20 protein-coding genes and 2 pseudogenes are annotated in these 22148 nt (G+C 75.2%); 14 read left to right on the forward strand and 8 right to left on the reverse strand.

The window, feature by feature from the left end; all coding sequences use genetic code 11:
* Positions 1–276: 276 nt before the first annotated feature.
* The 5 genes from D7294_RS30600 (at position 277) to D7294_RS30620 (ending at position 2541) form a co-directional block, all read left to right on the forward strand.
* Positions 277–1158: a helix-turn-helix domain-containing protein gene (locus D7294_RS30600; protein WP_120685085.1), complete on the forward strand. Its 882-nt coding sequence runs from the start codon at positions 277–279 to the stop codon at positions 1156–1158.
* 4 nt (positions 1159–1162) lie between these two features.
* Entirely contained in the window at positions 1163–1339 is a 177-nt protein-coding gene (locus tag D7294_RS30605) for a DUF397 domain-containing protein (RefSeq protein ID WP_241562736.1), read from the forward strand.
* A gap of 279 nt (positions 1340–1618) precedes the next feature.
* A complete protein-coding gene (locus D7294_RS30610; protein WP_120685087.1) occupies positions 1619–1816 on the forward strand; it encodes a DUF397 domain-containing protein in 198 nt (65 codons plus the stop codon).
* Between the two features lie 122 nt (positions 1817–1938).
* Positions 1939–2133: a DUF397 domain-containing protein gene (locus tag D7294_RS30615; protein WP_120685088.1), complete on the forward strand. Its 195-nt coding sequence runs from the start codon at positions 1939–1941 to the stop codon at positions 2131–2133.
* A gap of 213 nt (positions 2134–2346) precedes the next feature.
* Positions 2347–2541, forward strand: coding sequence for a DUF397 domain-containing protein (locus tag D7294_RS30620; RefSeq protein ID WP_120685089.1), 195 nt, complete (start codon positions 2347–2349; stop codon positions 2539–2541).
* Positions 2542–2627: 86 nt separating this feature from the next.
* Here the strand turns inward: D7294_RS30620 and D7294_RS30625 are convergent, their stop codons facing one another.
* Together D7294_RS30625 and D7294_RS30630 are read right to left on the reverse strand one after the other, a co-directional pair.
* A complete protein-coding gene (locus tag D7294_RS30625) occupies positions 2628–4028 on the reverse strand; it encodes an MFS transporter (RefSeq protein ID WP_120685113.1) in 1401 nt (466 codons plus the stop codon).
* Positions 4029–4402: 374 nt separating this feature from the next.
* The gene (locus D7294_RS30630; RefSeq protein WP_120685090.1) at positions 4403–5380 is read right to left on the reverse strand and encodes an alpha/beta fold hydrolase; all 978 of its coding nucleotides are present in this window, start codon (positions 5378–5380) and stop codon (positions 4403–4405) included.
* A 214-nt stretch (positions 5381–5594) separates the two neighbouring features.
* Between D7294_RS30630 and D7294_RS30635 the strand changes: the two genes are divergently transcribed.
* Together D7294_RS30635 and D7294_RS30640 are read left to right on the forward strand one after the other, a co-directional pair.
* Entirely contained in the window at positions 5595–6935 is a 1341-nt protein-coding gene (locus D7294_RS30635) for an aminotransferase-like domain-containing protein (protein ID WP_241562738.1), read from the forward strand.
* Positions 6936–6973: 38 nt separating this feature from the next.
* A complete protein-coding gene (locus D7294_RS30640) occupies positions 6974–7579 on the forward strand; it encodes a DNA polymerase ligase N-terminal domain-containing protein (RefSeq protein ID WP_120685092.1) in 606 nt (201 codons plus the stop codon).
* 102 nt (positions 7580–7681) lie between these two features.
* Here D7294_RS30640 and D7294_RS30645 read toward each other — a convergent pair whose 3' ends face one another.
* From D7294_RS30645 to D7294_RS30655, 3 genes and pseudogenes are all read right to left on the reverse strand, one after another.
* On the reverse strand, positions 7682–8668 hold the full coding sequence (locus D7294_RS30645; protein ID WP_120685093.1) for a TIGR03564 family F420-dependent LLM class oxidoreductase: 987 nt from the start codon (positions 8666–8668) through the stop codon (positions 7682–7684).
* A gap of 29 nt (positions 8669–8697) precedes the next feature.
* A complete protein-coding gene (locus tag D7294_RS30650) occupies positions 8698–8931 on the reverse strand; it encodes a hypothetical protein (protein WP_147450961.1) in 234 nt (77 codons plus the stop codon).
* A gap of 260 nt (positions 8932–9191) precedes the next feature.
* Positions 9192–10316: pseudogene (locus D7294_RS30655) on the reverse strand (glycoside hydrolase family 27 protein); the annotation flags it as partial.
* Positions 10317–10665: 349 nt separating this feature from the next.
* Between D7294_RS30655 and D7294_RS30660 the strand changes: the two are divergent.
* The 3 genes from D7294_RS30660 to D7294_RS30670 all read left to right on the forward strand — a co-directional run bounded on the left by D7294_RS30660 (position 10666) and on the right by D7294_RS30670 (position 13321).
* Entirely contained in the window at positions 10666–11262 is a 597-nt protein-coding gene (locus D7294_RS30660; RefSeq protein WP_120685095.1) for a TetR/AcrR family transcriptional regulator, read from the forward strand.
* A gap of 183 nt (positions 11263–11445) precedes the next feature.
* Complete coding sequence (locus tag D7294_RS30665) at positions 11446–12795, forward strand: MFS transporter (RefSeq protein WP_120685096.1); 1350 nt, start codon at positions 11446–11448, stop codon at positions 12793–12795.
* Between the two features lie 112 nt (positions 12796–12907).
* Positions 12908–13321 carry a hypothetical protein gene (locus tag D7294_RS30670; RefSeq protein ID WP_120685097.1) on the forward strand — a complete coding sequence of 138 codons (414 nt, stop codon included), beginning with the start codon at positions 12908–12910 and terminating at the stop codon, positions 13319–13321.
* An 85-nt stretch (positions 13322–13406) separates the two neighbouring features.
* On the opposite strand, the gene D7294_RS30675 is transcribed toward D7294_RS30670, so the two are convergent.
* Positions 13407–14150 (reverse strand): AraC family transcriptional regulator, encoded by a 744-nt coding sequence (locus tag D7294_RS30675; RefSeq protein ID WP_120685098.1) that lies wholly within the window; start codon positions 14148–14150, stop codon positions 13407–13409.
* Positions 14151–14476: 326 nt separating this feature from the next.
* Between D7294_RS30675 and D7294_RS30680 the strand changes: the two genes are divergently transcribed.
* Positions 14477–15598, forward strand: a complete 1122-nt coding sequence (locus D7294_RS30680; protein ID WP_120685115.1) for an MFS transporter — start codon at positions 14477–14479, stop codon at positions 15596–15598.
* Between the two features lie 105 nt (positions 15599–15703).
* Here D7294_RS30680 and D7294_RS30685 read toward each other — a convergent pair.
* Positions 15704–16267: pseudogene (locus D7294_RS30685) on the reverse strand (MFS transporter); the annotation flags it as partial.
* 408 nt (positions 16268–16675) lie between these two features.
* On the opposite strand from D7294_RS30685, the gene D7294_RS30690 reads away from it, so the two are divergent.
* The 3 genes from D7294_RS30690 (at position 16676) to D7294_RS30700 (ending at position 19627) form a co-directional block, all read left to right on the forward strand.
* Entirely contained in the window at positions 16676–17143 is a 468-nt protein-coding gene (locus D7294_RS30690) for a hypothetical protein (protein ID WP_120685099.1), read from the forward strand.
* Positions 17144–17224: 81 nt separating this feature from the next.
* Positions 17225–17782, forward strand: a complete 558-nt coding sequence (locus tag D7294_RS30695; RefSeq protein WP_120685100.1) for a TetR/AcrR family transcriptional regulator — start codon at positions 17225–17227, stop codon at positions 17780–17782.
* A 114-nt stretch (positions 17783–17896) separates the two neighbouring features.
* Positions 17897–19627: an alpha/beta fold hydrolase gene (locus D7294_RS30700; RefSeq protein ID WP_206619588.1), complete on the forward strand. Its 1731-nt coding sequence runs from the start codon at positions 17897–17899 to the stop codon at positions 19625–19627.
* Between the two features lie 138 nt (positions 19628–19765).
* On the opposite strand, the gene D7294_RS30705 is transcribed toward D7294_RS30700, so the two are convergent.
* Complete coding sequence (locus D7294_RS30705; RefSeq protein ID WP_120685101.1) at positions 19766–22006, reverse strand: hypothetical protein; 2241 nt, start codon at positions 22004–22006, stop codon at positions 19766–19768.
* Between the last annotated feature and the right edge of the window lie 142 nt (positions 22007–22148).

Genomic DNA, 22148 nt, shown 5'->3' on the forward strand with positions numbered 1-22148 from the left:
CCAGCCGCCGGAAGCGGCCCGGCGCCAGACCGGTGAACACCTCGATCACGTCACGACGTTCCGCACTCAGCACCTGCACGATCAGCCCAACGCGCACCAGCCACAACAGTTACGAGACAACCTTTAGACTGCCTCTGCTGAGGGCACATCTGCAAGCCTCAGATGCGTATTTCCGTCTACTGGGAGGCTAATTGACAAAACCTTGCAGAGAGGCCCCCGCATTCATTTCATTTTGCCGAACTCGCCAATTTCACAATGACAGAGAAGGAGGGCAGCATGGACGCGTCGCCCGGCTCGACCGTTCCGCGGAGACAGCTCGGACGCCACCTACGCGAGCTGCGCATGCGGGCAAGACTCACCCTCAAGGCCGCTTCGCGGGAGATGGAGTGGTCAGACGCGAAGATGTGGCGGATCGAATCGGGGCTGACGAGCGTCCGCACACATGACGTCCGCGCCATGTGCGAGACCTACGGAGCAGCTCCCGACCTGACCGAGGCCCTGCTCGGCCTGGCCAAGGAGACGAAAGCCAGGGGCTGGTGGCACGCCTTCGGTGACGTCATCCCCGAGCACTTCGACGTGTACATCGGCTTGGAGGCCGCCGCCGCACGGCTCGACTGGTACGAACCCGAACTGGTGCCGGGGTTGCTCCAGACCGAGGACTACGCACGGATCATCATCGGCGGGGGCTTCGACGACCCAGACGAGGTGGAGCGACGCGTAGTCATGCGCCGCGAGCGGCAACGCCTCATCACCAGGCCCAAAGCAGCAGCATCGGTACGTGGCGTGCTGGGCGAGGCGGTGTTGCGCCGACCGATCGGTGGATTCAAGCTGATGGGTAAGCAGCTCACCCACCTGGTAGAGATGGCCCAACTGCCCAACGTCAACCTGCGGGTACTTCCGTTCTCGGCCGGGGCACATCTGGGATTGCAGACCGGCCAGTTCATCGTCATGAGGTTTCCCACCGCGGGGAGCGGCGCAGAAACAGAACCACCCACCGTCCACGCTGACGGTTACACGGGAGACCTGTATCTGGACAGGCCCAGTGAGGTCGAGCGGTACGACAAGGTTTTCGACGACATCTGGAAAAAGGCACTCGATGAGCAAGCGACGCAGCAGCTCATTTCGGACTTGGCAGGGAGCTATGAAGAGCAACAGTAGGCCCATGGCCTGGCGCAAGAGCAGCTACAGCAACGCGCAGTACAGCTGCGTCGAGGTGCGGGACGGCGTGCCTGGGGTGGTGCCGGTGCGGGACTCGAAGGTCCCCGGCGGGCCGCAGCTCGCCGTGGGCGCCGGCGCGTGGGGAGCGTTCGTCGCCTCCCTCAAGAGCGACCTGGACTGAAAACAGTCTGACCGCAACCGCAACCCTGCCCCGCCACCGAAGCACCCCGAAGTGCCGGTGGCGGGGCGCACTCGCGTGCCGGAGCCGCCGGACAGCAAGCCAGGGAACAGTGCCAGCCATAAATGCGATTCCGGGATAGATCGACACGCTTGCGGGGGATTTCAACTTCGGCGAGCCCAACTGAACCGGCCCGCCCCAGCGAAGAATTCGCACGCAATTCTGATTCTGCATCCAACGAGCAGGTCGGCAGGGGCCTGCTCTGGCAGGCCGGAGTGAGCTATGAAGAGCAACAGTAGGCCCATGGCCTGGCGCAAGAGCAGCTACAGCAACGGGCGGGCCAATTGCGTCGAGGTGGCTGACGGCGTGCCCGGGGTGGTGCCGGTACGGGACAGCAAGGTCCCCGGCGGGCCGCAGCTCGCCGTGAACGCCGGCGCGTGGAGCGCGTTCGTCGCCTCCCTCAAGAGCGACCTGGACTGACGACAACCGCGCCCCGCCACCGGGCAGTTCCAGAGGCTCGTGACGGGGCGCGGGAGCGACGGGTGTTGACGCGTTGGCCCGGTGAGTTCCCCGACTGACCTCCACCACCACAGGGAGTTCCGATGACCGACAAGACCTCCGCCGAGTGGCGCAGGAGCACATACAGCAGCAGTGACGGGAAGTGCGTTGAGGTGCGGGACGGCGTGCCCGGGGTGGTGCCCGTGCGGGACTCGAAGGTCCCCGGCGGGCCGCAGCTCGCCGTGGGCGCCGGCGCGTGGGGAGCGTTCGTCACCTCCCTCAAGAGCGACCTGGGCTGAAACGGCCCGACGGCAGCCGCGCCCCGCCGCCGGACACCTCCACGTGCCCGATGGCGGGGCGCGGTCGGGTTCCGGATCTGTCGACTGGGGTGGCTGGCCGCATGACGATGTGGGCTGAGTCCGCGACCGGGGAAAACTCCACAGGGCGACGGGTGTTGACGCGTGGCCCCGGGGACTTCCCCGACTTACCCCCACCATCCACAGGGAGTTCCGATGACCGACATGACCTCGGCCGAGTGGCGCAGGAGCACATACAGCGGCAACGGTGGGAACTGCGTTGAGGTGCGGGACGGCGTGCCCGGGGTGGTGCCCGTGCGGGACAGCAAGGTCCCCGGCGGGCCGCAGCTCGCCGTGGGCGCCGGCGCATGGAGCGCGTTCGTCACCTCGCTCAAGAGCGACCTGGGCTGAAACGGCCCGACGGCAGCCGCGCCCCGCCAGCCGAACCCCCCATGGGCCCGTGGCGGGGCGGGTTGTGGGCCGGGGCCGCCGGGGGTTCACTGCTTGCGCGGCGGGGGTTCGTCGCCGCGGTCTCCCGGTTCCAGGGGTGGGGCCGACACCGCGCAGTGGCGCTTGCACTGCGGCTCGGGGGCGCGTTCCTCTCCGGGGGCGAGCCGTGGGGGGACGGCGAACCAGGAGCCCACCGCGCCCGCCACCATCAGCCCCGCGCACACCAGCACCGCCTTGCCGAAGGCCGCGTCGACCGCCGCGGCGTGGCGGTACTGGGCGGCCGACAGGCCCGCGATGAGGGGGAGGGCGGCGACGGCGAGCAGTTGGGCGACGCGGGCGGCGGCGTTGTTGACGCCGCTGGCGATCCCGGCGCGCCGCACGTCGAGGGAGGCGAGCACGGTCGCGGTCAGCGGGGCGACGAAGAGGCTGACGCCGAGCCCGGTCACCGCCACCCCGGGGAACACGTCCGGCCAGTAGGAGCCGCCCGGGTGCACCCGGTGCAGCAGGGCGAGGCCGCCCGCGGCGACCAGGGGCCCGGCCGTCATCGGCAGCCGCGGCCCGATCCGCTGGGCGAGGGAGCCGGCCGGGCCGGACAGGGCGGTCAGCAGCAGGGTGATCGGCAGGGCGGCCACGCCCGCGCGGAAGGCGTCGTAGCCCAGGCCGTTCTGCAGTTGCGTGGGCAGCAGGAAGAACACCCCGCCCAGCGCCGCGTACAGGCACAGGGTGACCAGGTTGGCGGCGCTGAAGCGGCGGGAGCGGAAGACGCCGAGCGGCAGCATCGGCCGCGGCGTGCGGTGTTCCCACCACACGAACACCGCCCCGGCCACCGCCCCGCCCCCGGCCCAGGGCGCGCTGCGTTCGATGAGGGCGTACGCGATGCCGCCGAGCGCCAGGGCGGCGAGCGCGGCGCCCACCACGTCGAAGCGGCCGGAGGTCCCCCAGTCCCGGCTCTCGGGCACCCCGCGGGCCAGCAGCAGAATCACCGCGGCGAAGGGGATGTTGAGGTAGAAGATCCAGCGCCAGCCCACGCCGTCCACCAGCCAGCCGCCGAGGAACGGGCCCAGGGCGGCGGCCACCCCGCCGAGCCCGGACCACAGGCCGACCGCCTTGGCGCGTTCCGAGCGGCGGAAGGAGGACTGGATGAGGGCGAGCGAGCCGGGCGTCAGCAGCGCCCCGCCAACCCCCTGGAGGGCCCGGGCGCCGATCAGCACCGGGCTGGCGGGGGCGAGCCCGCACAGCACCGAGGCCGCGGTGAACCACAGGACGCCGAGCACGAAGATCCGGCGCCTGCCGAAGCGGTCGCCGAGGCCGCCGCCGAGCAGGAGCAGGCCGGAGAGGGTGAGCATGTAGGCGTTGAGGGTCCACTGGAGGTCGGAGAGCGGCACGTCGAAGTCGGCGCCGATCCTGGGGAGGGCCACCGTGACGATGGTGGCGTCCAGCTGGGCCATGCCGGAGCCGAGGACTGCGCAGGCCAGCACGCGCCGCCCGCCGGGCGACCCGGTGCTCAGGCCGCCGGCGCCCGCGGTCGTGGGTTCGCCGGGCTCGGCCACGCTCTCATCCTCGCGCGGCGCCGCCGGGCGGGCGACCGGCGGACGGGCAAGCGGCCGGCGGGATACGGGTCACCGCGTCGCGGCCCGGGCGGGCCGGGGCTCTCCTGCCCGGTGGCGGCGGCGAAGGCGTAAACCTGGCCGCTGCACGCGAAACGCTACCGGATGGTGCCACTGTCATCTGGCAGCTCGTCCTGACGGTGGCCGCCGGAGACGAAGACGATCTCCATAAGATCGCCGATGTGCTCCGTGAATGGACGGGCCGCCCCGGCTGATCACCCGGCCCGCCCGGCGTTGCCTGGTGTGGCGGGGCGGGTGGCGGGCCGGTCGAGGCCGTCGAGGAAGGCGCGCAGGGCGGCGTTGAACTCGGTGCTGCGCTCCAGGTTCGGCAGGTGGCCCGCCCCGGGCACGACGGTGAGGACCGAGCCGGGGATCAGCTCGTGCAGCCGCCTGGCGTCGGCGACCGGCGTGTACTCGTCGTCCTGGCCGACCACCACGAGGGTGGGCACGGCCACCCGCCGCAGCACCGGGGCGTAGTCCGGGCGCACCGCCCGGCCGCGCAGGGCGGCGGCGGCCCCCTCGGGCGGGGTGCCGCGCATCATGCCGAGGACGTGCCGGGCCACCGAGGGCAGGGCCTCGACGTTGTAGGCGGCCATCATCCTGGGCAGCGCCTCGGCCGCGTACCCGGCCATGCCCTCGGCGAGCAGCCGCTCGGCCATCGCGTACCTGGCGGCCCGGCCGCCCGGGGTCTCGGGGGCGCAGAGGGTGTCGGCCAGCAGCAGGCCGCCGACCCGCTCGGGGAAGAGCCGCAGGAACTCCATGACGATCTGGCCGCCCATGGACAGGCCGCCCAGGACGCAGCGCCGCACGCCCAGGTGGTCGAGCAGGGCGGCGAGGTCGCGGGCGAAGACGTCGAGCGTCGTGGTGCCGGGCACGACGGTGGTCTCGCCGTAGCCGCGCAGGTCGGGGGCGATGACGCGCCGCCCGTAGCGGCTGAACCACCGGAGCTGCGGCCGCCACATCGAGCGGTCGAAGGGGTGGCCGTGCACCAGCACCAGCGGGTCCCCCACGGCCCCGTCCCGGCCGCCCTCGTCGTCGTAGCCGACGGTGAGTTCCCACGTTCCGCCGACCCCGCCGACCCCGCCGACCCCGCCGGTCGCACCCGACGCACTCGTCGCATCCGCCGCATCCACCGCACCGGTCCCGCCGGTCCCGCCCGTTCCGTCGTTCGTGGCGATCCTGACCTGCGCCATGACGGCTCCTCTCCGCGCCGCCACCCCCGCCGGGCCGCCACCCCGCGGGCCGCGAGGGCCGGGGGAGCGAAAGGGGGCAGGAGCGGGCGGCGTACCGCGGGCCCCGGGGCCCGCGCTTGACACTCGATGCAAGGAAGAGAACCATGTCGAGGCACATCGGAGCAATACCTCACAATGCACTCGGAGCAATGTGGGCAACCCCGGGGAGATCTCGGTGAACGACGACTTCAGGCGCCTGGCCGACCGCCTCGCGGCCGAGATCGCGGACGGCACCCTCCGCCCGGGCGAACGCCTCCCGCCGCAGCGCCGGTTCGCGCGGCGGGAGGGCATCGCCCCCTCGACCGCCTCCCGGGTCTACGCCGAGCTGATCCGCCGGGGCCTGGCCGTCGGGGAGGTCGGCCGGGGCACCTTCGTGCGCGCCACCGCCCCGGCGCCCGAGCCCGCCCTCGCCGAGCCGGGCGGGGCGCGGGTGGACCTGGAGCTGAACTTCCCCGTGCTGCCAGGGCAGGCGCAGACCCTGGCGGCCGGCCTCCAGCGCCTGCTGCGGGCCGACGTGCTCGACGCGGCGCTGCGCCCCGCCGCCGTCGCGGGCGAGGCGGGGCTGCGGGCCGCCGCCGCGGGGCTGCTGGCCCGCGGCGGCTGGTCGCCCGAGCCCGGGCGGCTGCTGTTCGCGGCGGGGGGCAGGCAGGCCATCGCCGCGGCCCTCGCCGCCCTGGTGCCGGCCGGGGAACGGCTCGGCGTGGAGCGGTTCACCTACCCGGTGATCAAGGGCATCGCGGCCCGGCTCGGCATCACGCCGGTGCCGCTGGCGGTGGACGAGGAGGGGCTGGTGCCCGAGGCGGTCGCCGGGGCCCTGCCGCTGCGCGCGGTCTACTGCCAGCCCGCCCTGCACAACCCGCTGGGCACCACCATGCCGCCCGGGCGGCGCGCCGAGCTGGCCGAGGCGCTGCGCCGCCACGGCCTGTACGCGGTCGAGGACGCGATCTACGGGTTCCTGCGCCCCGACCTGCCGCCGCTCGCGGCGCTCGCGCCCGAGCGCACGGTGCTGGTGGACAGCCTCTCCAAGCGGGTCGCCCCCGGCCTGACCCTGGGTTTCGTCCTCGCCCCCGACGAGCCGCGGCGCTCCGCGATCGCGGCGGCGCTGCGCACCGGCGGCTGGGCCGCGGCCCGATTCGCGCTCCGGGCGGCCGGGGAATGGCTGGGCGACGGCACCGCCGCCGCGCTCGGCGAGGCCAAGCGGGCGGACGCCGCGGAACGCCAGCGGATCAGGGCCGAACGCCTCGCGGGCTTCCGCATCCGCGCCGACCCGGCCGCGTACCACTGCTGGTGGGAGCTGCCCGCGCCGTGGCGGGCCGACACCTTCGTCGCCGCCGCGGCCCGCCACGGCATCGCGCTCACCCCGGCCGCCGCCTTCGCCGTCGGCCCGGCCCACGCGCCCGCCGCGGTGCGGCTCGCCCTCGGCTCCCCGCCCAAGGACACCCTGGCCAGGGCTCTGGACACGCTCGCCGGCCTGGCGCACGGCACCCCCGAGGACAGCGGGGGCCCGGTGGAGTGAGCGTGCGCGGCCCGGCGGGGTCTGCGAGGGTGGAGGGCATGAGCGCGCACGAGGACGCGCTGGCGGAATACCGGCGCAGACGGGACTTCGAGCGGACCGCCGAGCCCGGGCCCGGCCCGGGCCGCGAGGGCGGGGAGCCGGTGTTCGTGGTGCAGATCCACGACGCGACCCGCCTCCACTTCGACTTCAGGCTGGAGGCCGACGGGGTGCTGAAGTCCTGGGCGATCCCCAAGGGCCCCTCGGGCAATCCGCAGGACCGGCGCCTGGCCATGCCCACCGAGGACCACCCCTACGAGTACCGCGACTTCGAGGGCGTCATCGCCCCCGGCGAGTACGGGGCGGGCCCGGTGATCATCTGGGACGAGGGGACCTGGCACCAGGACCGCGGCACCTCCGCCGCCGAGGCGCTGCGCCGCGGGCACCTGTCGTTCACCCTGGGCGGCCACAAGCTGCACGGCGGCTGGGCCCTGACCAGGTTCCGCGAGGGCGCGGAACGCGAGGCGTGGCTGCTGACCAAGCGCGACGACCGGCACGCGACGCACGGCAACGGCACCCCCGACCCCACCCGCGCCCGCTCGGTCCGCACCGGCCGCACCCTGCGCCAGGTCGCGGCCCAGGCCCCCGCAACACCCGGCGAGTCCTGAACGCCGCCCGCCGCGGGGGGCGTTGGGGCATCGGGGGGCGCCGGGCCCGCGCCCGAGGGTACGGGCCGGGCCCCCGCGCCCGCGCGCGCGGGGGCAGGCGGATCAGCCGGCCGTCGCGGCGCCGTCCCGGCCCGTGCCGCCCTGGCCCGTGCCGTTTCGGCCCGCGCGCTCGCGGGCGAGTTCCCCGAGCAGGCGCCAGGTGCGCAGGCGGGCGGCCTCCCCGCCGAGCCCGGTCTGGCTGAGGACCACCTCGGTGGCGCCGGCGTCCAGGTAGCGGCGGATTCCGGCCGCGACGGTCTCCTCGTCGCCCACGAGCGCCAGTTCCCCGGCCCGCTCGGCGCCCTCCAGGTCCAGGACCCGGCGGTAGGAGGGAATCCCCTCGTAGAACGCCAGTTGCTCGTACGCCGTCTCACGCACGGCCGCCACGTCCTCGGTCACCACGGCGGGGACCAGGGCCACCACCCGCGGCGCCGGCCGGCCCGCGGCCTCGGCCGCCCTGGTGAGGGCGGGCACGATGTGCCCGGCCAGGGTCCGCGGCCCGGCCAGGAACGGCAGGGTGCCGTCGGCCAGTTCGCCGGTGGCCCGCAGCGCCTGCGGGCCCATCGCGGCCACCAGCAGCGGCGGCGGCTCGGCGCCGGGCAGGGCCACCGGCATGCTCGGCGCCGCGGTCAGGAACTCACCGTGGAAGTCGGCGGTCCCGGTGGTCAGCAGCGCGCGCAGCGCGGTCAGGAACTCGCGCAGCACCGCCACCGGCCGCTCGTAGGCGAGCCCGAAGGTCCCCTCGACGAGCAGCTTGGCGCCCAGCGCGAGCCCGAGGTGCAGCCGGTTGCCGGTGGCGGCCTGGGCCGTCAGGGCCTGCCCGGCCACGAGCACAGGGTGCCGGCCGAAGACGGGCACGGCCGAGGTGCCCACCTGGAGCCCGGGCACCTCGCGCCCCAGCAGGCCGGCGAGCGCCAACGCGTCGTAGTCGGACCGCTGCGCGAGCCAGCCCGCCGCGATCCCGGCCTCGGCGGCCTGCCGGGCCTGCCGGACCGCGCCGTCCACGAAGTTCTCCGCGCCATCGCCGGAGAGGACTACTCCCATGGTCATGCGCAACCCCAACCCGCCCGGCCCCGCGCCTATTCCCCGCCCCGGCCCACGTCCGTCCGCCCGCCGGCGTCGCGGATCAGGCACCCCGCCGCCGGGGCGCCGCCCTCATCCGCGCCTCCCGCCCGGTCCCGGCGGGCGGCGTCCCGCTCCGCAAGCACGTCGCCCACCGTGGCCGTGGCCTCTCCCGGCCAGCCCTCGATCTCCCGCAGGAGATCGAGATTTCTCGCGAACGACGCCTCCCGCAGGCCCGGTGACAGCAGCACGTTTCGCAGGGACCGGCCATTCGCCCTGGCCCCGGCCGCGACGGCGTCGCGAGCCGCCTGAGGCACCTCATCAATGCGGAGAACCACCATGCGGGCATGGTGCCCGCGCCCGCGCGCCCCCGCTCCCACCCCGGCGCCCGGGCGCCGCCGCGCGCCGGGGCCGGGCGGGGGCCGGGCGGCCGGATCGGGCCGGACGGTGGGGCGGGCCGCGGGCGGGTGCCCGTTGCCCGCCCGCGGCCGGCTCAGTGGCCGAGGGGCCAGACGCGGTAGAGGGTGGTGCCGTGGGCCGGGACGGTGGCGGTGAGGTCGGAGTCCGTCACGCGCCGGTGCTTGGTCCACAGGTCCTTCAGCAGGTAGGCGGGGGCGCCCGGCAGGCCGAGTTCCGCCGCGGTGGTGCCGAAGGTGGCCTCCTCGTCGGTGGAGTTGTAGAGGGCGACGGCGTGGCTGCCGTCGGCCAGCGGCTTGTCCAGCACCCGCAGCCCGCCGACGTTGGAGACCACCTCGCCCTGGATGCCGAGGGGGTCCTGGTCCACGGCGATCACGTCCCGGTTGCCGAGGATGTCGAGGGTCTCCCGGGAGGCGGTGCGCAGGTCGGTGCCGATGAGCAGCGGCGCGGCCATCACCGCCCACATGCTGAAGTGCGTCCGGTACTCGGTGCCGGTCATCCCGCCGTTGCCGACCTCCAGCATGTCCGGGTCGTTCCAGTGCCCGGGTCCCGCGGCGGCGGCGTAGTGCACGTTCTGCGCGATGATCGACTCGACCGCGCCCCAGGTGTCCTTGATGTCGGTGGTCGAACGCCACAGGTGGCCGACGTCGCCGGCCCACTCCCAGGGGCGGGTCCTGCCCCACTCGCAGATCGAGTAGACGATGGGCCGCCCGGTGGCGTCCAGCGCGTCCTCCATCGCCTGGTACCGGGCGCGGGCGTCCTCCTGGCTGCCGTCGCCCTGGTTGTCGCAGTTGTCGTACTTCAGGTAGTCGACGCCCCACTCGGCGAAGGTCCGCGCGTCGATCTCCTCGTAGCCCAGGCTGCCGGGGTAGTCGGCGCAGGTCAGGGTGCCGGCGTCGGCGTACAGGCCCAGCTTGAGGCCGAGGCCGTGGACGTAGTCCGCGGTGCCCTCGATGCCCTCGGGGAACTTCTCCGGGTCGGCCACCAGCCGGCCCTGCGCGTCGCGTTCGTGCAGGGACCAGCAGTCGTCGATGTTGACGTACTCGTACCCCGCCTCCCGCAGCCCGGTGGCCACGAGGGCGTCCGCGATCCCCCGGATCAGCCCGTCGCTCACGTCGCAGCCGAACGCGTTCCAGTCGTTGAACCCCATCGGCGGGGTCAGCGCCAGCGTCCCGTCCTTCGCCCAGGCCGTCTCGCCCTCCGCCACCACGCAGGTCACCGCGCCGGCGGCGACCAGGACCAGGCCGGCCGCCGCCGCGGCGAGCCGGTGCGCATAACCGTGCCTCACGGAACGTCCCTTCCGTCGTCACTTGCCGTGCGGGACCCGGCGCCGCCGGCGCGGGCCGGCACGCCTGGTATCCACACAAGCACCGAAAAGAGCCGGCGGCCATCCCGTCCTTTGGCCGAAGTCCTCACGCAGACAGGCGACTTCGGCCACGTCATCCCCAGTTCACCCCCGGACCGTGCCCGGTTCGCCCCTGGTTCACCCCCGGCTCGCCGCCGGCGGCGAATACGGCGGCCGCGCCAGGGTATTGCACCAGGCGTTCCAAAACACGTACCGTGGCCCCATGGCCCGACCACGGACGTTCGACGAGGACCGGGCCCTGGACGCGGCGATGCGCGTCTTCTGGGCGAACGGCTACGAGGGCACCTCGACCCAGAACCTGTGTGACGCCACCGGCCTGGGCCGCAGCAGCATCTACAACACCTTCGCCAGCAAGTACGACCTCTTCTCGCGCGCGCTCGCCCGCTACATGGAGACGATGACGGCGCGCCAGGCGGCCATCCTGGAGGACACCGGGCGGCCCGCCGCCGAACGGCTCCGCGAGCTGTTCGCGGTGATCGTGGCGGACGAGATGACGACGCGGCAGGGCGGCCACAGCCTCGGCTGCCTCACCGTCAACACCACCGTGGAACTCGCCGCGCACGACCCGGGCATAGCCCGGATGCTGGAGCGCGACACGGCCCGGCGGCTGTCCCTGCTGCGGGAGGTCGTGGCGGCCGGGCGCCGGGAGGGCGCCTTCACCTCCCCGCGCGACCCCGACGACCTGGCCCGCTACCTCAACGCGCTCATCGCCGGGCTGCGGATCTCCGCCCAGGGCGGCGCGGGCCGCGCGGCCCTGGAGGCGATCACCGAGATCGCCCTGGACGCCCTGACCCGCTGATGCCCTGACCCGCTGACGCCCCGGCCCGCTGACGCCCCGGCCCGCGGCACCGGTCCGGGACCCACCAAAACCACCCCCGCGCCGGCCCCCTGACGGCGGCCCGGCCGGGCGTTGCCGACTGCCCCGATTCTGTACCGATCCATCCAAAACCTGCCCACCCACCGCCCGCCCGAAGGAACTCCCATGACACCACCCGATCGCGCCCCCGGCGTCCCGCCCGCGGCCTACCTCTTGGCCTTCGGCATATGTGCCATGGTCAGCAGCGAGTTCGCCGTCGCCGGCCTCATGCCGGAACTCGCCGAGGGGCTCGGCGTCTCGGTCTCCGAGGTCGGCTACCTCATCACCGCCTACGCCATCGCCATGGCCCTGGGCGGCCCCCTCCTCAGCTTCGGGCTGCTGCGGCTGCGGCAGAAGCGGGCGCTGCTGTGGCTCTTCGCCCTCTTCCTGCTGGGGAACCTGCTGGCGGCCTGCGCCTCCTCCTACGGCGTGATGCTGGCCGCCCGGCTGGTGACCGGCGTGGCCTCCCAGGCGTTCTTCGGCGTGGCCATCTCGATGTCCGTGCAGCTCGCCCACCCAGAACGCCGCGGCAGGGCCGTCTCGGTCACCCTCAACGGGCTGATGCTCGGCACCCTGCTCGGCATGCCGCTCGCCACCCTCGTCGGCCAGCGCCTCGGCTGGCGGGCGGCCTTCGCCGCCATCGCCGTGCTGACCGTGCTCGCCGCCGCCTGCACCGCCGCCCGGGTGCCGGACCCGCCCCCGGCGGGCGCCTTCTCCGCCCGCCGCGAACTCGGCGTCTTCCGCCGCCCCCGGCTGTGGTGGACCCTGTCCACCAGCACCTTCGTGATCGGCGCCACCTTCTCCGCGTTCAGCTACCTGGGCCCGATCCTCACCGAGCTGAGCGGCTTCTCCGACGGCACCGTGCCGCTGCTGCTCATCGCCTACGGGGCCGCCACCGTCCTGGGCAACGCGATCGCCGGGCGGCTCGCCGACCGGCACGCCCTGGGGGTGCTGGTGGCCGGCCTCGGGCTCAACGCCGCCTTCCTCACCGGCTTCGCCCTCTTCGCCACGGCCCCGGCCCCGGCCGTCGCCTGCATGCTGGGCATCGGCCTCGTGGGCGTCACGATGAACCCGGCGCTCGTCACCAGGGTGCAGCGCGCGGGCAACTCCGGGCCGCTGGTCAACAGCGTGCACAGCTCCTTCATCACGCTCGGCGTCGTCATCGGCTCGGCGGCCGGCGGCCTGCTCATCGACCTCGCGGGGCTGCGCGCCCCCCTGTGGCTCGGCGTGGCGCTGGCCGCCCTCGGCCTGGTCTCCCTGCTGCCAGGCCGCGCCCCCGAACCGCCCCGGGACACCACCGCGCCCGCGGACGGGACCACCGTGGCCGCGGAGGGAACCGCGGACGGGACGACCGTGGCCGTGGGCGCGGCACGCGAGGCCGGGCCCGCTTCCGCGGGCGGCGGCCCCGGTGGCGGCGCCTTCGGTCTGCCCTCGGCAGAAGGCACTCGCCCGCCGCGCACCGGCTTCCTAGGGTGAACGCCGGGCGGCCCGCCGGGAAACACCAGTAAGTCCCAGGAAACGCAAGGAAGTACAAGGAACCGAGGGAACCCGAGAGATCCCGAGAGATCCCGAAAGCAAAGGAACGCAGATGGCCCTGAAGTCCCTGGCGGCCCGCAGCCTCTTCGTCGCCACCGCGGGCGCGGCGGCGCTCGCGCTGAACGCGGGTACGGCGCACGCCGACTCCTACGAGTACATCACCTCGCCGAGCGACTCCTCCGTCATCATCGGGGTGGGCCAGTTCACCTCCTACGGCGACGAACTCGAGGTCTGCGACAGCCGGGAGGACGGCCACGCCGTCAGCGTCGCGGTCTACTACTCCAAGCCGGGTTCGAGCTCCGGGCAGGCCCCCGTGTACACGCTCGTCGCGGGCGGCTACGGCACCTGCTCGCTGTACAACGCGGACATGGCCGCGACGTACAACCTGACCGAGGGGCACACGTACTGGTTCTCCGCCGGCTACAACAACAGCACCCGCACCACCCTCTGGTCCGACGTGGCCTGACCCCCGGCGCACCGGCCGACGCCGACCGACATCGACCGACACCGGCCGCGCCGCCCGCACCGGCGCGGCTCCCCGGCCGCCTGCCTCAGCTCGTCAGCGAGCGCTGGTAGGCGGCCGGAGTCGTGCCGAACGTCTCCCGGAAGGCCGCGATGAAGGCACTCGGATTCCGGTAGCCGCAGTCGAGCGCCGTGGCCGTGACGGAACGGCCGGTGGCCAGCAGCGTCAGCGAGTGGTGCAGCCGCAGCTGCGCCCGCCACTGCGGGAAGGTCATGCTCGTCTCCCGCCGGAACAGGCGGCTGAGGGTCCGCTCCGCCGCGCCGACCACCCGGCCGAGCTCCGCCAGGGTGCGTTCGTCGCCCGGGTGCTCGGCGAGGAGCGCCGCCACGTCGCGCAGCCGCGCGTCCGCCGGATGCGGCAGGTGGAAGCGCAGCGCGGGCGCCGGGCGCAGCCTGCGCAGCGCGATCCGCCTGAGGTCCGCGCGCTCCTCCGGGTCGGGCCCCGGGCGGCCGGTCAGCTCGATGATCACCTCGCGCAGCAGCGGGGGCACGCTCAGCACGACGGGCTGCGTCCACCCGTGCGGGTTGACCGAGGCCGGGAAGGCCAGGGTGCGCATCTGCGTCGTGCCGTACGCCTGGTGGGCGTGCGCCACCCCGGCCGGCAGCCACACCGCGCGCTGCGGCGGCACCACCCAGGAGCCCAGCCGGGTGGAGACCCGCAGCAGGCCGCTGCTCGGATAGACGAGCTGCTGCTCGGCGTGGTCGTGCCAGGCGATGCGCTCCCGGTGTGTCAGGTGCAGCAGCTTCGTCTCGGCCAGAGGTTGGCGGTTCATCGACACAACGGTACCGGCCATCGGTGGCAAGCCCGCCGCGCGGCGCCGAGGCTGGAGCGGCCGGAACTCCCGGCCCCCCTCACCCGCACCAGGAGGCGAGCACCGTGCCCACCCCCGACCCGAAGACGACCCCGAAGACGACCCCGAAGACGACCCCGAAGCCGCCCCCGCAGGCCGAAGCGCGGGCCGACGTGCAGGCGAACGCAGAGGCCGACGCGCAGGCGGACGTACCGGGCGACGCACCGGCGGACGTACAGGCCAACGCCAGGGCCGATCCGGCGGCCGTCCCGCGAGCCGTCCCGGGCGGCCCCTCGCCCTGGCGGCGCATGCGGCTGTGGGGCGCGGCCCACGCCGTCGACGACTTCTACCAGGGCCTCGTGCCGGCGACCGTTCCCTACTTCGTCCTCGACCGCCACTACGGCTACGTCGCCGCCTCCGGCCTCACCCTGGCCGCCACGCTGGGGAGTTCGCTGCCGCAGCCGTTCATCGGGCTGCTCGTCGACCGGCGGGGCCTGGGCTGGCTGGCCGCGGCCGGGGTGGCCCTGGCCGGGCTCGGCGCCGGGCTCTCCGGGCTGGCCCCCGGCTACCCGGCCGTCTGGCTGCTGCTGCTCGCCTCCGGTTTCGGCGTGGCCATGTTCCACCCCGCGGGCGGAAAGGAGGCGCGGGTCGCGGCGGGCGACAGCACCAGCGCGATGAGCATCTTCGCCGCGGGCGGCAGCGTCGGCTTCTTCCTGGCGCCCGTGCTGGTCACCCCGGCCCTCGACGCGCTCGGCCTCGGCGCGACCGCGCTGTTCCTCCCGCCCGCCCTGCTGATCGCGCTGCTGTTGTTGCGCGCGCACCGGCGCACCCCCGCCCCGGCCCGGCGGCAGGCCACCCGCGCCGGGCGGGACCGCTGGGGTCCCTTCCTCGTGCTGACGGGGGTCGAAGTGGTGCGCTCCGTCATGTTCTTCGGGGTGAACACGTTCATCGAGCTGTACTGGCTGCACCACCTGCACGCCGGGCACGGGGTGGCGGGGGCCGCGCTCGCCTGCTTCCTGGTCGGCGGGGTCGGCGGCACGCTGCTCGGCGGCCGGATCGCGGACCGCATCGGCATGGTCCGCACCATCCAGATCGGCGCGGCCCTCGCCGTGCCCGCGCTGGTGGCGCTGCGGGCCTGCCCCGGCGCGTACCCGGCCCTGGCGGCGGCGGTGGCGGCGGGCGTGGCGCTGAACATCCCGTTCTCCGTGCTGGTCAAGCTCGGCCAGGACTACCTGCCCAGCCGCCCCGGCACCGCCTCGGGCGTGACCCTCGGCCTCGCGGTGAGCGTCGGCGGCCTGTTCTCCCCGGTCTTCGGCGCGATCGCGGAGGCCAGCGGCCCCGAGGCGGTCTTCACGACGCTCTGCGCCGTGCCCGTCCTGGCGCTGGCGCTGGGCGCGTTCCTCCGCGAGCCCGGCCCGCCTGCCGCCTGACCCGGCGGCGCATTCCTCCGCGACGCGAACCCCGCTCCGCCGTCGCGGGCCCGCACCCGCCCCTGGCCCGCCTCCGGCACGCGGGCCCGCCCGGGCCGCCCCGCCTCAGGGAATCCGCCGGTCGCGGCCCGCGAGGTGACCGGCCGCCAGCTGCGCGACCATCAGCGCCGCCATGAGGGCGAGCGGCGGACGCCACCCGTCGGCGTGCTCGTACAGCGCGCCGACGAGGACCGGCCCCGGCACGGAGAGGAGGTAGCCGACGCCCTGGGCGAACGCCGAGAGCGCCACCACGGTCGCGCCGTCCCTGCCGCGCATCCCGATCATCGTGAGGGCCAGCGGGAAGGAGCAGTTGGCGACCCCGAGCAGCACGGCCCACAGCCAGGGCAGCGTGCCGGGCGCGGCCCACAGGCCGGCGTAGCCCGCGAGCCCGAACAGGCCGAGGCCGACGGCGAGTCGGCTCTGGTCGGGCATCCGGCCCGCCAGCGCGGCCAGCACGAAGGAGAGCGGCACCCCCAGCACCGAGGTGACGGCGAACAGCAGGCCCGCGGTCTGGGCGGAGAGCCCGGCGTCGCGGAAGATCTGCGGCAGCCAGCCGATGACGACGTAGGCGGCGGTGGCCTGCAGGCCGAAGTAGACGGCGAGCGCCCAAGCCGTGCCGCTGCGCACGATCCCGAACTCCCCGGCCCGCCCCACCGCCACCACCGAACGCGCGCCGCCCGCGTTCTCCCCGGCGTTCGCGTTCTCCCCGCCGCCCGCGTTCCCCCCGCCGCCCGCGTTCTGCCCGGCGTCCGCGTCGTCCGTGCCGCGCGGCTCGCCGTGCCCGCCGTCCGCGCCCTCTCTCACGCGCCCCGCGCACCACCCCGGCGCACGCCCTCGCCCCGGGGGACTCTAGGCAGGCCCCTCCGCCGACGGCAACGCCCCGGCCCCCTCCCCCGGCGGCCCCCGGCCCCCACCGTGGCCCCCGGCCCTCCCCGCGCCCCCGGCGCCGCCCGCCGTCGGCCCCGCCCCGTTCCCGGCCCATACCAGGGGGGCGCGCGGGGAACGCTTCGCACAACGGGCGACCGCGCAGGGGGCGAAGTGCCGGGCATCGAATTTCCAGACGACCTCTCGGACCTCACGGGCCCGGAGGAGCGCAGGGCGCAGTACATCCAGGGGCTGCTCGACGTCGCCGGCGAGGACGCCAGGCACGTCATGCTGTACGTGACGGTCTCCACCTCCGTCATCGTCCTCGCCCTCACCCAGCTCCCCTTCGACCGGCTCCTCGCCCTCCCGTTCCCCGTCCGCCTCCTCCTGCTGACCGGCCTCGTCCTCACCGGCGCCGGAGCCCTCTCCTTCTTCCGCTACGTGCGCGCCATCCACCTGGCCCGCATGGGCATAGCCCGCTGCCTGGCCTCCTGCGACGCCCGGCACGCCCGCCTGCTGTGGGCGGGCCCGGAAGGCGTCTGGCGGACGCAGGGCCACTTCTACCGCTGGGGCGTGCGGCTGAGCGCGCTCGGCGGCGCCTCCGTGGTCCTCACCGTCGCCCACCTGCTCCTCGCCGGCTGAACCTCCCCGGCCGCCCCGGGGCCGCGGCGGCCCCGGCCCACCCCGTTGAGAAAATATGCAGATCGGTCTACCGTGTCCGCCATGGGACAGAAGGGCACCGAGACCCGGGACCGGCTGCTTGCGGCGACGCAGGAATCGGTCGAGTCCGCCGGGTACTTCGGCACGGGCCTCAACCAGGTCATCGCCGCCAGCGGCGCCCCCCGGGGCTCGCTCTACTTCCACTTCCCCGGCGGCAAGGACCAGTTGGTGGGCGAGTCCGTGCGCCGGGCCGGGCGGGCCGTCGGCGAGGTCCTGGAGGAGGCGGCCGGCAGCAGCCCCTCGGACGCCGCGTTCGCCGCCGGCGTGCTGCGGCACCTCGGCGACCGGCTGGAGGAATCGGGCTGGCGCAAGGGATGCCCGGTGGCCACCGTCGCCCTGGAGACCGCCGCCTCAAGCGACCCCCTGCAGGCGGCCTGCTCCGAGGTGTACTCCGCCTGGGAGGCGACCCTGCGCGCCCGCCTCGCCGGCCGCCCCGACGCCGAGGACCTCGCGGTGACCGTGCTGGCCCTGGTCGAGGGGGCGCTCCTGCTGGCCAGGACCCACCGCAGCCGGGAGCCGCTCGACCGCGTCGCCCGCCGCATCGAGGCCCTGCTGGGCTGACCTCCGGGCCCCACTCCCCCGAACTCCCCCGGCCGGGCCGCCCCGCACCCCCCGGTCCTGCCCCGGCCCCGCCCGGCCAAAAAATATGTAGACCGATCCACCAAGGAGCCTCCCATGGCCGCCCCCGCAGACCCACCCGCCCCCGTGCGCGCCCCCATGCCCGCCCCCGTGGACGCGCTCGTCTTCGGCGCCACGGGCTTCATCGGCCGGGCGCTCACCGCCGAACTCCTCGCCCGCGGACAGCGGGTGGCCGCCACCCTGCGGAGCCGGGACACGCTCACCCCCTGGCTGACCGCCCGGGGCGTGGACACCGGCCGGCTGACCCTCCATCCCGCGGACATCACCCGGCCGCTCACCGGCCTGCCCCAGGCGCGCGACGTCTACAACGCCGCCGCCCGCTACGCCTTCGGCCTCGACGCCCGGCAGGCGCGGGCGGCGAACGTCACCGGGGCGCTCCACGTGCTCGCATGGGCCGCCACGCTCCCGCGGCTGCGGCGGCTGGTGCACCTCAGCGGCTACCGGGTGAGCGGCACCGGCCTGACCCCGGACTACGCCAGGCAGGGAGCGTACGAGGCGTCGAAGACCGAGGCCGATCTCGCGCTGCGCGCCCGGGCCGGGGAGCTGGGCGTCCCGCTGACCCTGGTCAACCCCAGCACCGTCATCGGCCCTGGCCAGTACGTCGGCCTGGCCTCGCTCCTGGAGGACCTGTGGCACCGGCGGCTGCCCGCGCTGCCCGGCGGCCCCGACGTCTTCCTGCCGATCGTCACGATCGGCCACCTCGCGCGGTTCCTGGCCGAGGTCCCCGCCGCGCCCGCGGGCGAGCACTACTGGGTGCTCGACGAGGACACGCCCCCGCTGCCCGAGCTGATCGCCCTCGTCGCCCGGCACACCGGCGTCCCCGCCCCGCGGCGGAGCGTGCCGCTCGGCCTGCTGCGGCGGCTGCCGCGCCGGCTGACCGGCGTCGACCCGGAAACGCTCACCTTCCTCGCGTCCGACCGCTACCCGACCGCCTCCGCCCGGGCGTTCGCCGAGCGGGTGGGCCTGGCCATGCCCCCGGCCGGGGAGGCGCTGCGCGCCTGGGCCGACGACCTGGTCGCCGCCCGCTTCGGCGCCGCCCCGCCCCCGCCGGCCCCGTACGGCTTCCACGCGGTGGCGGGCAGCCGCACCTGGGTGATCGGGGAGCGGCACTCCCCCACCCACGTCCTGCTGCACGGGGCGCCGCTGAACGCCGACTGCTGGGCGCCGCTGGCCGCCGCGCTGCCCGGCCCGGTGCTGGCCCCCGACCTGCCGGGCCTGGGACGTTCCTCCCCCACCTCCCGGCCCCTGGACGCCTGGCTGGCCGAACTGTTCGCCCCGGTGCGCACCCGCCCCGTCCTGGTGGCCCACTCGCTGGCCTGCGGCCCCGCCCTCCGGTTCGCCGCCGGGCACCCCGACCGCATCTCCGGCCTGGTCCTGCTCTCCCCCGCGTTCCTCCAGGCCCCCGGCTCCCGGCTGGTCCGCTCCGCCCTCGCCGCCGCGGCCCTGCGCCGCATGCCGGCCCCCCGCCTCGCCGCCCAACTCGGCCTGCCCGCAGGGCCCGAGCTGGTCAGCGCCGCGGCCGACCTGCACCGCCCCGGCGTCGCCCGCCGCATGGTCGCGGCCCTGCGCACGGCCAACGCCGAGCGGGAGGAGGCGCGCGCCCTGCTCGACCGGGTGACCGTCCCCGTCCGGCTCATCGCCGGCGCGGACGACCCGCCGGCCGTCCCCGTCCGCCACCCGCTGACGGAGATTCCGGAAACCGGCCACTACCCCCAGCTCACCCACCCCACCGCCCTGGCCGCCCACGTGGCGCCGCACGCCGGGTGAACGACGGCGCTCCGCCGACGGGGTCCGACCGGCGGGGCGGGCGCGGGCCGGACGGGGCCCGCCGCCGCTTCCGCGCCCGGCGGGCCGCGGCCCGTTGCCCGGCCGTGGGCCGCTCCGCCATGGGCCGTTGCCCGCTGGTCAGGGGGCGAGCGCGGCGAAGAGGGCCGGGAGCAGCGTGGCGTTGGGATGGCTCAGGGGCACGGTCAGCACCGGCCTCTCCACGCCCGCCTGCCGGACGCAGACCATGCCGTTGTCCAGCCGGGCGCCGTCGAACGACCCCCACGGGAGCGAGACCCGTGGCTTGGCGCAGGCGATGCCGTCCCGGCTCACCTTCACGCTGCCGCCGGCCGTGACCGTCTCGCCGCGGCGTACCCGTTCGACCAGGTCGGCGAGCAGCCGGGGCTCCAGGTACTGCCTGACCAGGTTCACCAGGAACAGCCACTCCCCGGGCGGCTCGGCGTGGCGTCCGGCCTTGAAGAACTGCACGGTGACCCCGGGACCGCCGTGGTACGGGTACCGGCCCACGCGGAACTCCCACGTGTTCTGGTGGCTGGTGGGGCCGAGGAAGCGCTTCGTGGTGGTGTGGGTGGACGCGTAGCCGACCCACTCCGCCTGATCGAGCTCGATCGATTTCCGGCCGTAGGTGATCACTTGGGGGTCGGCGTGCAGGCTGCTCCAGCCCACCTTGGCGTCGAGCACCGGGGCCGGCGCGGGCGGCGCCACCCTCGCCGGGCCCGCCGCCGCCCGGCCCGCGCCGCCGCCCCCTCCTGCCCCGGCTGCGCCAGGACCCGCTTCCCCCACGCCCGGCTCGCCGCCGGGTTCGCCCACGCCGCCGGGTCGGCCCGCGCGGGCGGCGTGGGCGGCCAGCCAGGCCGGGACCTCGGCGCGCGGGTAGGCGAGCAGGTCGTCGCGGTAGTGCTCGGGCGCAAGCAACTGGCCGTCGGGGAAGGGGCGGTCGCCGTAGTCGTATTCCGTGGCGATCGTGGCGTCCGTGCCTTCGGTGTGGCCGACGGTGAGCAGCAGGCGCCACCAGGGACCGGCCGGCATCCGCGCCGCGAGGTGCCGCTGCCGGCGGACCAGCAGGGCGATCTGCTCGGGCACCGGGACCTCGGCGGACCGTTTCCCCGACCAGAACCGCAGCCGGGCGACCTCGCCCGACACCGTGCAGGAGAAGGCCGCCTCGAACCGGTTCCACCCCGGCGGGCCGAGCAGCGCCACCTGCTGCACGAGGGGGGCGAGCAGCGCCGAGGCCCTGGCGGCGGTCGCCTCCTCGCCCGGGGGCTCGACGGTGAACGAGGCGATGCCCGCGGCGCCTCCCGACTCGGCGTCACGCCGCATCGCCTCGTTGCCGAGTTCGGCCAGGAACCGTTCGTCCGCGAGCCCGCGCCGCACGTACGCCTCCTCGGCGGCGAACATCCGCTCCGCCTGCGGCGGCGGCACGGAGCTCGATATCTCCTTGACCCGCCCGAGGTCGCCCACCAGGAAGACCGACCGGCCCACCGGCAGGTCGAGGAACGCCATCGGGTCGCTCTCGTCCACCTCCGCCGGCGCGTACACGCTCCAGCCCCCGTCGAAACGATCCGCCGCAAGACCCCGCGTCGGGTAGTCCAGGCCGCGGGCCCGAATCCGCTCCACGACCAGCGAGATCGCCCGCTCCGCGGCCATCCGCCCACCCGCGGGCTCCGGCACCAGGTCGAGCGGGTGCCGGACCCCGCCGCCCGAATCGGCGCCCGAATCGGCGCCTGGGCCGGGGCCGTTGCCGGGTCCGCCGCCGGGGGAGACCGGGCCGCCCGCGTAGTGCTGCGTGAGGTCGAACCAGAGACACGCCTCCCAGGCCGTCTCCACGTCGACCCCGGCCGCGACCACCGACCACCCCCCGCCGGCGTCCCGCCCGTACAGCGTCACCACGTCGCCGTCCGCCGGGCCGGCCAGCACGTAGTTCGCCTCGTGCCGCTCGCCCCACTCGGCGGCCTCGCCGAGCGTGGGCGCCGTGGCGCTGCCCCGGTCCCCGAACGACTCGCCCGCCACGTCGACGGCGGACAGCAGGTAGCCCGCCTCCGGGGCGGAGAGGTACCCGAGGGGATCGCCGGCCGCCAGGCCGTCCTCCCAGTCCGGCTCCGGCCGACACTCGGCGTCGTGCTCGCGGCGCCTCACCACCACGACGGCGGCGGGCGCGTGGGTGACGAGCACCGACCAGGCGCCGGCGGCGTCCCGCCCGTAGAGGGTGATGTCGTCGTGGCCGTAGCGGACCGCCACATAGTTCCTGCCGTGCCGGCCCCCGAACGCGGCGGCGTCGTCGAGCGTCGGCTCCACGGAGACGGTCCGCTCTTCGCGCTGCCCCCCGCCGGCGTCGGTGGCTGCCATCACATAGCGGGTCATCGCTCCTGCTTCCTGTCGCAACCGAAAGGTGGGTGGTGCAGGGATGCCCGCCACCCTAGCGACTGCCGTTGCCCACCAGGAGGGGCCCGAGCGCTCCCCCCGCTCCCCCCGCTCCCCCGGGCCGGGCGGGCCGCGGCCCCTC

This window comes from Streptomyces hoynatensis, from assembly GCF_003626535.1.
Taxonomy (GTDB): Bacteria; Actinomycetota; Actinomycetes; order Streptomycetales; family Streptomycetaceae; genus Streptomyces; species Streptomyces hoynatensis.